The 13,931-nt window shown below is 33.0% G+C and carries 8 protein-coding genes; 6 read left to right on the top strand and 2 right to left on the bottom strand.

Features of this window, described 5'->3' with window-relative positions:
• From MTT30_RS09585 to MTT30_RS09610, 6 genes are all read left to right on the top strand, one after another.
• Nucleotides 1-461, top strand: a 461-nt coding sequence (locus MTT30_RS09585) for a tRNA 2-selenouridine synthase (RefSeq protein ID WP_429801831.1), incomplete at its 5' end; no start/stop codon positions are given.
• Nucleotides 462-4,031: an Mbeg1-like protein gene (locus MTT30_RS09590; RefSeq protein ID WP_429801832.1), complete on the top strand. Its 3,570-nt coding sequence runs from the start codon at nucleotides 462-464 to the stop codon at nucleotides 4,029-4,031.
• Nucleotides 4,032-4,055: 24 nt separating this feature from the next.
• Entirely contained in the window at nucleotides 4,056-7,727 is a 3,672-nt protein-coding gene (locus MTT30_RS09595) for a hypothetical protein (protein ID WP_429801833.1), read from the top strand.
• 3 nt (nucleotides 7,728-7,730) lie between these two features.
• A complete protein-coding gene (locus MTT30_RS09600; RefSeq protein WP_429801834.1) occupies nucleotides 7,731-9,089 on the top strand; it encodes a thioredoxin reductase in 1,359 nt (452 codons plus the stop codon).
• A 414-nt stretch (nucleotides 9,090-9,503) separates the two neighbouring features.
• The gene (locus MTT30_RS09605; RefSeq protein ID WP_429801835.1) at nucleotides 9,504-10,694 is read left to right on the top strand and encodes a NifS family cysteine desulfurase; all 1,191 of its coding nucleotides are present in this window, start codon (nucleotides 9,504-9,506) and stop codon (nucleotides 10,692-10,694) included.
• Nucleotides 10,695-10,712: 18 nt separating this feature from the next.
• Nucleotides 10,713-11,705, top strand: a complete 993-nt coding sequence (locus MTT30_RS09610; RefSeq protein ID WP_054196048.1) for an iron-sulfur cluster assembly scaffold protein NifU — start codon at nucleotides 10,713-10,715, stop codon at nucleotides 11,703-11,705.
• Nucleotides 11,706-11,734: 29 nt separating this feature from the next.
• On the opposite strand, the gene miaA is transcribed toward MTT30_RS09610, so the two are convergent.
• Nucleotides 11,735-12,610 (bottom strand): tRNA (adenosine(37)-N6)-dimethylallyltransferase MiaA, encoded by an 876-nt coding sequence (gene miaA, locus MTT30_RS09615; protein ID WP_429801836.1) that lies wholly within the window; start codon nucleotides 12,608-12,610, stop codon nucleotides 11,735-11,737.
• 2 nt (nucleotides 12,611-12,612) lie between these two features.
• Complete coding sequence (locus MTT30_RS09620) at nucleotides 12,613-13,827, bottom strand: FAD-dependent oxidoreductase (RefSeq protein ID WP_429801837.1); 1,215 nt, start codon at nucleotides 13,825-13,827, stop codon at nucleotides 12,613-12,615.
• Nucleotides 13,828-13,931 lie beyond the last annotated feature (104 nt).

The following is a 13,931-nucleotide window of genomic DNA, read 5'->3' on the forward strand; positions in this document are numbered from 1 at the left end:
TAGAAGCTGATAGAAAAGAGTTAAGAAAAAATACAAAAGGTAAAGATTTAGGTGGCGGTCTTTATGCTGTTAATACTAAGTTGGTAGATGAAAAATTCCCTCAAACCCTCTCAAATGGTAAAAGATATTATGAAAATTCAACAGATTATGAAAACCAAACCAAAAAGAAGATAAAAATCCCAACGCAATATAAAGAAAAGGTTATAAATTTTATAGGTATAGATAATTACAACAAATATAAACCAGGTTTTGATCTAGGTTATTTTTGTATAGATAAAGAAGGCAATATCGAAGTAATAGATATGACAGTTGATTACTATATTGTAAAAACAGATTATGGACTATTTGGTGACGAAGGAAGAGGATTTAGTTTTAAGCAAAATAGATATGTAAATATAAGCGGTGGAAACAAATTCATTCTAATAAACAACAAATTTATAAAAGCAAACAAGGACAAGTAAGTGCAAACTAAAAAATCAAATAAAGAGCTAATAAATTGCTTTAAAGACTATATTGATATAGCTGATGCAAGTTATGCAATGCTTCATAATGTATTTGAGAATGAAAGAAATGGACTTGATGAGCTTTATGATAAATTTGGTAAAGATAATATCCCTGAAAATATCGTAAATTCTTACAGAGAAGATGAAAAGAAAAAGCCTATTTGGAGATATAAAGATAATATAAGAAAGGGTGATGTTTTAAATAGTGACATACAAGATAAAGATGGGAATGTGGTAAAAAAAGCAGGCGATCCCACTGCTTATGCTCTTTGTATTGAAGCTAGATTTATGGCAGATAAAATAGTAAAAAAACCAATAGAAGAAGGAGATGAAAAAGAAGAAATTGTTGAGTTGTCAAATAATGTTAAGAATTTTATAAAAACATCTAAAACCAAGCCACCAAGAATTTTTTATACCCCTGAATCCCTCTCCCCTCGCACGAAACTATTTGTCAATCGCTATGAGCTAGTAAAGCACATACCTAATCAAAAATCAGGTTTTAGCTCAACTATATTTTATGACACGCTTAAGTCGAACTATATAATAGGCTTTAGAGGAACAGAGATGAAAATAAACGATCTCTTAGATGATGCCTTTATGGCCATCACATCAAGAGCACTTATGCAAATATCTGCTTTAAAATCACTTCAATCCTCTATGCAAGAAGCTATAAATTCTCATAGTCAAAACTTAAGTGGTTTAGATAATGAAGGTGGTAATTCTTTAAATTTAGATAACAATACCAAAGACATCATCCTATCAGGTCACTCATTAGGAGGTCATCTAGCTCAAATATATGCAGTAACCTTTAAAGATAGCGGAGTAAAAGAACTTTATACTTATAACGCTCCAGGAATTTATGGTGGCATATTAGCTTCAGCTTTTACTTGGAGCTTAAGGCTTCTTAGCTTTGTAGCCAAAGCCATAGCAAAAGGTGCAAGATGGATAGCAAGAGTCATAGACAAAGATGGCTTTATAGGAAAGATGGTAGGCTCAGTCTTTAATAAGATAAAAGGTATGTTTGGCTTTAAAGATGATAAGAGCAGCGTAGATGAATACGTAGATGTAGTTAAAAATAATGAACAAGCTCAAAAGACTCTTGCAGATAAAAAGGTGAGTTCTAATATAAATAAAGCTAGCAAAGAAAAAGATATAGACATAGAGATACATCACGTAGAGAGTGTTAAACAAAGTATCAATAGAGATGAAGATAGCTTTTCAAAAGATGTAGCTGTTTTGATAGAACCTACCTTTTCAGTCATATCTGATCTAGGCTATAAACTAGGCATAGATACAACTGGCGAAGTAAAGTATGAAAATACCGAGAATAGACACTTGGTGAATATATTAATTAGATCTCACTTTTTAAAAGAGAGCGTTTTGGTTTTATATATGCTGTGCTATCTTTTAGAAAATAAAGAAAATGAAGCCAAGATAGAAGGCAAAGATATAGCTGAAGCACTTGACTATCTAAATGAATATATCCAGTCGCTTAAATTTAAACTAAAATGCATAAGATCGAAGTTAAATTTGGATGTAAATATAGATGATATAAGTGATGCTTCTATGCTAGATACGCCTTTATATATCTTTTATGCTTATTTAAATCTCTTTTACGAATATGGCAAATTTAGTGATGAAAATTTCAAGCAAGATATGGTCGGGTATATAATAGAAAATTTAGGCAGCATCATAGATAAAAATAGCAACAAAGAGGCACATCTAGTAAAGATACTAGATATAGATGATCTAGATAAACTAGATGCGACAAAGATAGTAAGTGATGCTAGAGCTGGCGATATAGATATGCTAGTAGCTATTTGTGCCTTGAATTTATTTGTATTTGAAAAAAAGATAGATGTAAATGAGCTTGGTAAATACTTCTCTTATAGCAAAAACATCTATAAAAATATAACGATACTACGAGATAATAGAGTGGATATAGCAGAGGCTAGCATCTTTGTAAAAGATAGAATAGATATGCTAAAGAGCATAATAAATCTAAAATATGCGGATTTAGTAAAGCTAAAAGAAAATGAAAATTTTTTAGCTAGCATAGACTCTAATGACGTAAGCTCTAGCGATGAAGCCATAGTAATAGCTAATAATAAATCCGCTCAAAATAACGATGATGTAGCTTACAATAATAAAGTAGCAACCGATGATATAAAAGCTCTTATGAATGAGAGCGTGGGAAGTATCTTTTATAAAAACAACGATACCCTTAGTGTAAGTGCAGTGGATAAAAGTATAGTCGATGTTGAGGTATTAAAGGAGATATTTAAGCTAGATAGTAAAAATATGAATCAAAGAATATATCTAAACTCTGCTCTTTTGTCTAAAGCCAATGAAGAGGAGGATTATCCACTTTATTTTAAAGACGAAAAATATAATAGTGACGAGAATATACCTCTAAATTTTACTCATCAGCCAAGAGATGAGGATAAAGATATAGGAAGGCTAAATGTTGCTTATAGAAATTCTCAAGCAAATATATTAAATTATTCACTATTAAATAAGAGTCTAAATATCGATCTAAAACCAACAAGTAAAAAGACTAAAGAAGCTCTTTCAAATTTAAATCAAAGGCAAAATTTACAAAAAGATAATCAATCTAAAGAAATTTCATCTACTGCGACTTCATGCCCTGTCATAGAGGACGACACTATCATTTGCCCACATGGCGGTCATGTGATCTTAAAAAGTAGGGCAGGCAGGAGCATAAGATCAGACGATCAAGGTGTGATACTTGATGTTGATTTTATAAACTCACCGATAGTAGGCTGCTCAGCTAGGATCCCATGCGTCGTAGTAGCTTATGTGCCAAGATCGGCACTTAGTCTAAAAAGTATGAATGATCACTACGCTGTAATGCAAGATCTAGTGCCAAACTGCCTAAGCAACACCGGCTCTTCACTAAGGTGCATAAAAAAAGAGAATAAACTTAAACTAGAGCATAGTTTAAGTAATCCTATGTTTGAGAATAATAACCTTGCCGTACAAAATCCAAATTTAAATAAGCCATTGATCAGACTTCATATAAAAGCTTTTGCTTCTCAAATAGATAATCTTTTGGTAACTACCTATTATCTATTTGATAAAAAATTTGAAGATAAAAATGGCTTTAGCAAGATCAAACTCAATTTAGATGAGGGAAGAGACGTAGAGGATAAGAATTTAAAGGCTCTTTTAGTGGATAATTATGACGATAAGCGTTATGACATCAAAGAATTTAAACTAAGATATGGAGTGGATAAACTGAATTTGATATTTGTAGTTCCAAAGAATTTTAGCTCTCTTGATAAAGAGAACTACAAAAAGGCAAATAGCCCGGAAAGTGGGGTAGGCTTTTTTGCCAGTTTAGACGAATTTAATAGTTCTAATATAGAAAAGAATAGACGTACTTACACTTATGTTTTTATGTCTCCAACTGGAGCTAAAAGCATAGAGCTTGAGATAGCTAAAGGGCTAGATAGTGGCTATACAAATGACATAAACACGACTAGCTTTGTAATGCTTGTTAGCTGATAAATTTAAAGAGAGGGATCGTTCTTGAGATTAGATAATACAAAAATTATTAGAAGCATAGAAGACTTGCTTGACGCATTTGATGTTTTTGCTGATAAATATCAAAACATAACATTTTATTGTCGCGATTTAAACCATTTTCATGATACCAATATATTAAATGGAGATGCTTTATATAACAAAACAATCGCGAGGCTATACAATCACAAGAAAGCCAATAAAAATGTGCTTATAAAAACATATAAGTATTTAGAAAAGTCAAATTTATTTAAAAGTGAAAAAGCTGTTAACACAACCAATAAGATAGCAATCAAAGATATTGATATAGATGTAGAGGTTCTTAGTAAAGAACAAGATGTAATAGCAGAATTCGTAAAAGAGCTAATAGAACTTGCAAATAATGGTAGAAGCAAAGACAATAAGATTAAAAATTTTGACGATGCATCTAGCCAGTTGGTATCTAACTATAAAAATATAGAGACAAATTTTGAGACTATATTAGATAAGCTAAAAAATTCGCTAATCAACAAAACCAATACAATACTAAGTCGTGAAAATTTTGATAAAAGAGATGAAACCGTAAAGGCCATAGAAGAGAGCTTTAAAAATATAAAAGAAAATCTCAAAAAAGCTTCAGATGATGGCAATAAATATATTTTAAAAGAGATCACAAAATTTCTAATCAATCTTGTCGACATAAGCGATATAAAAGGATCGTTTAAGCCGCTAGCTTTATTGCTGGCAGCTCCAGAGGCGATAACTACTACTACAAATATAATTGACTTTTTAAACAAAAGGGGCTTTTACGCGTTTTCTGGTCCAGCCGCTAGCTTGCTAGCTACTAAATTTGGCTTTATACTAGGTCTATTAAATACAGTGTCGTTTAATAATATATTGGTTTTTACAAATAACGATCAAAAAAGTGGAAAATTTATAGATTTTTCATGCTTTGATATAACAGCCACTAAAGCCAAGAGCAATTATGATGAGTATATTGGTATTTGTTCTGATTTTATTTTAGAGGGCGATGAGCAAAGCTTATTTGACGCTAGAGTAAGCAAAAATGAAAATGTAGACAAGTCTAAAAATATATCTATATGTAAAAACGACAAGAACAATAGCGAAGAGAGCTTACTTAAAAGGATAGAAGAGTGCGTGATCGCAAATAGAGCAAATTTTGTCTATATGCAATATCCATTTTTTAACTCTTTCAAATTTGCAAATCTCCTAAAAGACAAATCCCTAACAACAAAAGACGATACTCACAATACAAATAATAGTAGCGGCATCTCTAAAAACTATCTTGTCGTCTCAAACGCCCCCATGAAACTAAACGCAAAGCTAAACGAGCACCTTATACAAAACATCTTAAGCTATAAGATAGAAGATAGTATAAACAGAGTTAGCGGTAAAAAGATAGTTGATCCCAAAAATGTAGGCAATGTAAAAGACTATAGTCAGTACTCTATACAAATAGGTGCCAAAAACGATGAAGACCTTTATCTTTTAAGCTTAAGTCCTTTTACGAGAGTTATTAACTCTAGGCTTGCAAAATTTGAAAAGGATATAGAGGAGTATAACTCATATATGAAAGGTGTCAAAAATTTTCATGGAGGTGACGCAAAATCAGTAGAGGTTTTAAACACCACTTTTAACGCAAAATACAAAAAATTTAATGAGGCAAATTTATATCTAGGTCGCATAAATAGACACTTTAAAAACGCCAAAGATATGGAAGAGATAGTTAATAATGAAGAGGAATTTTTAAAAGCCAATATAAAGGAATTTGAAATTTTCTTTTCAGGCTTAAATTCAAACTTGAAACATGATAAAGTGGCTTATTTTTTAAACCAATACTTTAAAATGCCTAATGAAGGGATGGAGAGTTTTGAAGCAATAGCTGATGAATCTTACAATCAAGTTTCTATAAGGACACATTATTACTACCCTGCTACAAAAATATTTCTTCTAGTGATGGGCTATTATGTCATAAGGCAGATATTTGATAGCTCTATTATTGAGCAAAAAGGATTAAAATTTTCATATCTTTCATCAAACTATGAGACACTAGAGATATTTGGTGAAAAACTTAATGTTCTTTACGAAAACACATATTATATACAAGAAAATAATGCTATTGTGCCTATTTACTTCTTCAAGCAAACAAAAGAAGCAAAAAAAGAACAAGATGCTATCTGCATAGAAGAGATAGTAGAAAAAATAGAGCAAAGCCATGTAAGAAATGGTGAAAATATACTAGACGATGACTCCTATAATGAGCTAAAAGAGCTTCTTAAAAATTCTACCGGCATAGACGGAGAAAGCATAGATGATAAGAATTTTAAAAAGTATATTAAACAGATAGATGATGATGAGTATAAATATACTATAGATATATCTTTAACATCAACATTAGATGATGCCCTATATGATATATTTCCATTTTATGGCTTTTTCATAGACAAGTCTGACGATATAATGAAAAAAGTAATTGACGCTGTGTTCTCAGGTGGTAAAGGCAATATCTTTAAGAATATTTTTATGGAGCTAATAGGAGAACTAAAAGTATTTAGTATGCTAGGCGAAGCGCCAGTTGCAAAACTAGTTCACGAAAACAATAAAAAAGCCTTGAAAAAAATCAAACAAACAGCATTTGCTGGAGTGGTCAAAGTAAAAGGCAACCAACTTCTCTATATATATGTAGATAACAAAAAAAAATCCAAACACAGCATAAAAAAAACAAAACAATGGATAGATGAATTTGAAGTAGGCATAAATGTAAAAAGACAAATAGCTATAAGTGCTGGTAAAAATTTTTTAAAAAATAGCTTAAAAACTTATGCAGAAACTTTAATACAAGCTGGATTTGGCTTTTTAGTAGATAGTTTTTTCATCAACAACTACGAACAACAAAAAAGATCTTATGAACTAATACTTCATAAGTATTTCACAAATAAATTTGATGAAACTTATGCTGTTAAGAATATATCTTATGAACCTTATTCAAATAAAACAAGTGAATATACCTACTATCCTATAGAGATATACTCATCTTTTATAAATATAGATCTAAAAAGAACTATCATAGGAGGAAGACTATCTAGTGGAGGACTAGACTATCATAACTTCTTCTACTATGATATAAATACCACTACAAACAAACTAGACTCTAATCTATCTAAAGATATAAGCCTAGATACTATGATATCTTATCTATGTCTAGATGAGCTAAGAACAGATAATAAAACTGATGAAGAGTTCTTTAATAACCTTAATAAAAGAAATAAAAAACTAGCATATTCACCAAAAGAGCTTATGCTACAAGGAGTTAAAACATTGCTAACAATAAGTCCATCAAACTCAATAGATATAAAACAAAGAGATGAAATTTATGAGATGTATAAAGCAAATAAAAGCACCTCAAAACAAGCCCTGCCAATAGACAAATACAACGAAGCTATGGAGATACTAGAAGACTTTAAAAATGGAAATTTAAATACCAATGTATGTGAAGTAGATAATAAATCAAGAAGACTACTAAAGGCATTAGATGTGATAGGCAATAATAATGTAAAGGGTATGTATGTGGGGTGTAAGATAGAACATGGCAAAAAAAGTGTTAGAGAAATCCCACCTCGTCTAATCGGCCGCCTAGCCACCACCATAGTTATGGAAGATGGTCTTTACATAGGATAGCAGATGAAAAAGATTATATTTACAGCTTTAGCTATCTTAGTAATAGCTATATCACTAATAGCAATAAATAAAAGAATGAATAAAGGAAATTTAATGGATAACAATAATACGTATATAGTTATAGCTCCGAATGGGGAAGAGGTGTTATTTAATAAAGAGACAAATTTAATCGTTTCTAAAACAAAAGATGACAATACAACAAAGTATTTTAAAGAAAAATCCCAAATGCTCCTTGAAGCTCGCTCCATCCTAGACTCATCTTCATATAAAAACTATAAACCACTATACTATAACCCTAAACCAAACTCTTTAGGTCAAACAGACTATCTATCATTTAAGCCATGGCTAGATATTAGCTATAAACCAAGCTCAACTAAACTATCACCTTGGACTAAATCAGAAAAAGCTTACTATGAAAGTCTAAAAGATAAAAGAGATAGATATATCTATCTAGTAAAAAGAAGTAATCTAAAATGTACTATGATAGATATCCCTGAAGATGCAATAGCTAGAGTAGATAGTAAAGGCAAACTAACTAAACCAGAATATGCTGAAATTTATGATAAAGTAGATAGAAATAAAAATACACTTAAATCAGAACTCTTTATAGGAGAGTGGGGAATTTGTGCTGGAGTATTAGGAGATAGTGAATCACTAGGCAATGGAAATGAAGGTGGATTTAAAGCAAGAGAATTTCAAGCAGTATTTTTAGCAGCCCAACTAGGAGAAGTAGAAGCATTACATGTACTAGCAGATTGTTTTAAATATTATACATATACAGTTGGAGTAAATAAAAATTTAGACACCTATGAAAAAATTCGTAAACTATATAAAAATCCTCCACTAGATGAGTACGGCATGATGCCTTATCTAGATGAAATAGTAGGTAATTACTTTGTGATGGATTTTAATAGAGGCGGGATAGTGATTAATCCTACAGGATCAATGCATAGAGTTTTAAGAGAACTAGTAGAAGACAAGGGCGAGCTACTAGACCCTAGAGACTTTGATGCAAACGAGACTACAAGGGAAGAATTTGTCTCTTATGTTAAAAAAGAACTGCCAGAATATGCAGAAATTTTTTCTGAAAAAGGCTATCCTGCTAATTATGAAGATAGAGACATAGATCTTTACATCGACTCCACCCTCCTAGAAGCAAAGATAATGTCTCTAACCCCACCAGAGGGATATCCTAATGCACCATACTACAACACACCAGAAGAGCTAACAAGACTATATGAGGCTGGTAAATTAGACAAAAAGCTAAATCCTCTAACGCCAGTGATGTATAGAGAAAGTTTTCCTGAAGATCTTAGGCAAAAGATATTAAGCTATGCCAAAGAGCATAATATAAAGGATTAAATAATAAATTTAATATCTATGGCTCCAAACGGGGCCAAATATAAATATATTAAGCCACTACAATCAAAGACATAGGCATCTATATGGTAACCGACCTAATAGAACTTTATAAAACCTCATATGAAAAACTAGAAGAAAACTATAAAAAGGTAATGCACGCAGGCAATATGTTTGTTACGCTATTAACTTAAAAAAATAAATTAATTTTAGGAGATAATTAGACCTTTTTATAAGAAAAATCGCAAATAGCGATCTATACAAATCTTGATAAAGAATTTCAATATATTTTAATATCAAAATGAGCTAAATTTTGAAAAAATTAAAGCATATTTTTAAACTTGCTTTTAACTTTTTTGTTATAATATCCCATCAAAAATAAAAAGGATATTTTTTATCCTAATTAAGGTTTTAAATTTGAGAGTATATTTAGACAATAACGCTACAACAATGGTTGATCCTGAAGCTTTTGAGCTTATGAAACCATATTTTTGTGAAAAATACGGCAATCCAAACTCGCTTCATAAATTTGGCTCTGAAACACATCCAGCTTTAAGAACAGCGCTAGATCAGCTCTATGCCGGACTAAACGCAAAAGATAGCGATGATATCGTAGTTACCTCATGTGCGACTGAGAGCAACAACTGGGTAGTAAAAGGCATCTACTTTGACAAAATTGCAACTGGTGAGAAAAAGCGTATCGTAACAACCGCAGTTGAGCATCCAGCTATTTTGGCAACTTGTAAATTTTTAGAAAAATATGGCGTAGAGCTTACTGTTTTAGATGTAAATAACGATGGCATAGTTACGCCAGAACAGCTAAGAGCTGTAATGGATGAGAATGTAGCGCTTGTCTCTATAATGAGCGCGAATAACGAAACTGGCATGATCTTTCCTGTAAAAGAGCTTGCTAGTATCGCTCATGAATATGGGGCTTTATTCCATACGGATGCTGTTCAAGCAGTTGGTAAGATAAAGATAAATGTCCAAGACCTTGATGTTGATTTTCTAAGCTTTTCTGCGCATAAATTTCATGGACCAAAGGGTGTTGGAGCACTATTTATAAAAAATAGCATGCCACTAAGTAGCTTGCTTCACGGTGGCGAGCATATGGGTGGACGCAGAAGCGGTACACTTGATGTACCTGGCATCATTGGCATGGGCAAAGCACTTGAACTGGCAAATAAATTTATGGATTATGAGCACTCTCATGTTCGCCGTTTGCGTGATAAGCTTGAAGATGCAATTTTGCAAATTCCTGACGTTAGCGTCGTTGGTAAAAAAGAGCAACGTGTGCCAAATACCATTTTGGCTTCCATAAAAGGCGTTGAAGGTGAAGCTATGCTTTGGGATCTAAACAAAGCTGGCATCGCAGCATCAACTGGCTCAGCATGTGCAAGTGAAACATTAGAGAGCAACCCAATAATGGAGGCCATAGGGGCAGATAAGGAGCTAGCTCACACCGCACTTAGATTATCTCTTTCTAGATTTAATACAGAAGAAGAGATTGATTATGCGATCGAGCATATAACAAAAGCGGTAAATAGACTAAGAGGTATCTCTAGTACATTTGCCTACGCCCCAGAATGGCATAAGAGTGGATTATAAAATTTAAAGGAAATAAACATGGCAAAGAATAATTTGATCGGAGGCTCTATCTGGGATGAGTATTCTAAGGTAGTGCAAGACAGGATGAATAATCCTAAATTTATGGGAGAGATAACCGAAGAAGATGCTAAAAAGGCAAACGCAAAGCTTATTGTGGCTGACTTTGGTGCAGAAAGTTGCGGTGATGCGGTTAGGCTATACTGGCTTGTTGATGAAAAGACAGACAAAATAATAGATGCTAAATTTAAAAGCTTTGGCTGTGGCACAGCGATAGCTAGCTCTGATACGATGGCTGAGCTTTGTATCGGCAAAACGGTCGATGAAGCGGTCAAGATCACAAACCTTGATGTAGAAAAAGCTATGCGCGATAATCCAGAAACGCCAGCAGTCCCACCTCAAAAGATGCACTGCTCAGTTATGGCGTATGACGTTATAAAAGCAGCAGCTGCAAGCTATAAAGGCATAGACCCAGAGCATTTTGAAGATGAGATCATCGTTTGCGAGTGCGCTAGGGTAAGCCTTGGTACGATTAAAGAAGTGATAAGACTAAATGACCTTCACACAGTTGAGGAAATCACGCAATACACCAAAGCTGGTGCATTTTGTAAGTCTTGCGTAAAGCCTGGTGGCCATGAAAAAAGAGAATATTATTTGGTAGATATTTTGCGTGATACTAGGGCTGAGATGGAGCGTGAGAAGATCGAAGCTCAGGCAAATGCTCAAGCAAATCACACTTTAGGTGACATTAGCTTTGAAAATATGACGATGGTAGGGCAGTTAAAAGCAGTAGAGTCTGTCATAGATAAAGAAATTCGCCCAATGCTCGAGATGGATGGTGGAAATTTAGAAATTTTAGATATCAGAAATGATAACGGAGAAAATACTGATATTTATATCCGCTATCTTGGTGCTTGCTCGGGCTGTGCAAGTGGCTCAACTGGCACTCTTTATGCGATTGAAAATGTCTTGCAAGAGAGCTTAAGTCCAAAAATTAGGGTAATGCCTATTTGATTTTATTAACTAGCCCTTGTGGGCTAGTTTTATTCTCTTAAAAATTTTAAAATTTCACTTCTAATTTGATCCAAGTTACCCACAAATTTTTTTTCAAACTGCGAGCGATTAAAGGTTCGTTGACGTTTTGCTAACTGAGCCGTGTGCGTAGCTATGAGCTCTTCAAGCTCGTTTTGAGAAATTTCTTTATCTAAAAATTGCTTGCACTCTTTTAAACCTATTGATTTTAGTGGTTTTGGCTCACTTTTGTATTTATCAAATAAAAATTTTGCCTCATCTATGAGCCCGGCTTCAAGCATGCCTTTTGTTCTCTTTTTGATACGTTTCCTAAGCTCATCTTTATCCCATAAAATTTCAAATATCGCCAGCTCTTTTATGATGCTCTCTTTAGTATTTTCTCTTAGCCAAATGCTTGGAATTTGGCTACTAAATTTATAAATTTGATACCACTTTTCGAGGCGATAAGAGTCATTTTGACTAAATTTACTTGCAAACTCAGGATCGATTTTTACAGCTAACTCGTAAATTTCTTCATTGCTTAAATTTGGCTCACATTTTGGCACATCTGGTGCAAGTCCGCTAAGCATTGATTTTAGATAAAATCCGCTACCTCCTGTAATGATGAGCGGGCAGTCTTGTAAGCGCGCAAAATTCTTTGCATTTTTATAAATTTCAAAAAATGCCCCAACGCTAAATTCTTCATCAGGATAAATTTCATCTACACCAAAGTGCTTTATGGCTTCAAGCTGCTCTTTATTTGGCTTTGCGCTGGCAATATCTATCTCCTTATAAAGTGCAAGCGAATCAAGACTTAATATGACGCCATTAAGCTCCTTTGCAAGCTCAAATGCAAGATCGCTTTTGCCGCTTGCTGTGGTGCCAATTATTGCAAATTCTTTAAACAAGTCTAGCCCTCGTAAAACGAGCTAAAGAGTAAAATTTCATCATTTTCCTCGTTATTTTTGCTATCTTTTATAAGACTAGCCAAAACACCAGCAAAATACGGAGCAAAGCTAAGCTCATTTAGTCCATAAGCTTGGTTATAGATCAAGTTGCTATATATGTTATCGCGTCCAAGAGCTGGCTTATCGTTTGAGCTAAGAAGCACGTAGCTTGCCCTAAAACTAGGCTCTTTTAGCTCGCTTATACCAAGATGTATCTTTAGCTCATTTAAAAATGCATTAATCTTTTCAGTTTTAACAAGCGTATCGATAGCGCCGACTTGTAAATTTGTAATAATCGTAACACCATTTTTAGTAGGATAAATTTTGGCAAATAGATCATTTAAAATGATTGGTTTTTTAGGGATTTGCCCTTCATTTAGGCTAAGATCAATGGTATAAAATTTAGCCAAAATCGCATTTAAGCTCGTGCCTAGCTTATTTGAAAGCTCTAAATTTTTTGAAGCGATCACAAAGTTATCAGCCTCATATTTGCCGTTATTGCCGGTAGCTTTTTGCACTATTTGCCCCTGCGTTTTTAGCTCATAAATTTCATCATTTATAAATTTTGCCCCAAGAGAATTTAGCTCATTTATCAAAGCTTTTTTTAGCTCATTTGTGTCAATACTTGCGTTTTTGGCTAAATTTATAGCGCCTTTTATGTTTTTATTTATTAGTCCAAAATTTGCAAGCTCTTTATCTACGCTTAAAATTTCTTGCTCGCTATGGGCAACCTTTATCTCATCAAGCCTTTTTTTAAAGCTTTCGTCATTGCTAAAAAGTAGATAAACACCGCTTTCACCGAAATTTATCTGCGGATATTTTTCGTTTAGCTCTCTTAAAATTTCAAAGTTTTTTTTGCCAAATTTTGAAAACAAAATTTGCATCTTTTTATCATGAGCTTTGGTTGATTTAAGTGTAAAATTTGTCATCCAAGCTCTAAAATTTTCATTTAAGCAAATACTTATATCAAGCTCGCTTTTTTTGCTAACTAGCCCCATAAACGAGCTAGATATCGCTCCATCTTTTGCAAGAGCGTGTGTGCCAAAAGGCGTTAAAATTCCATTTGTAAAATCATCTTTTTGGCTGCTAATAATTAAAATTTCTTCACCTTTTTTAGCTAATTCGTAAGCCGTAAATAATGCACTAAAACTATCTCCAATAATCGCTACTTTTCCCATAATAACCCTTTGTTTTAAATTATTCTTGTAATGATAATATAAATTCAAATTTAAAGCAAAATGGTGTAAAATCAACCATTTTTAAAGAAAATGGAAATTTATCA

Origin of the sequence: Campylobacter concisus (assembly GCF_050447445.1) — a bacterium.
In the GTDB taxonomy this organism is placed as follows: Bacteria; Campylobacterota; Campylobacteria; order Campylobacterales; family Campylobacteraceae; genus Campylobacter_A; species Campylobacter_A concisus_BI.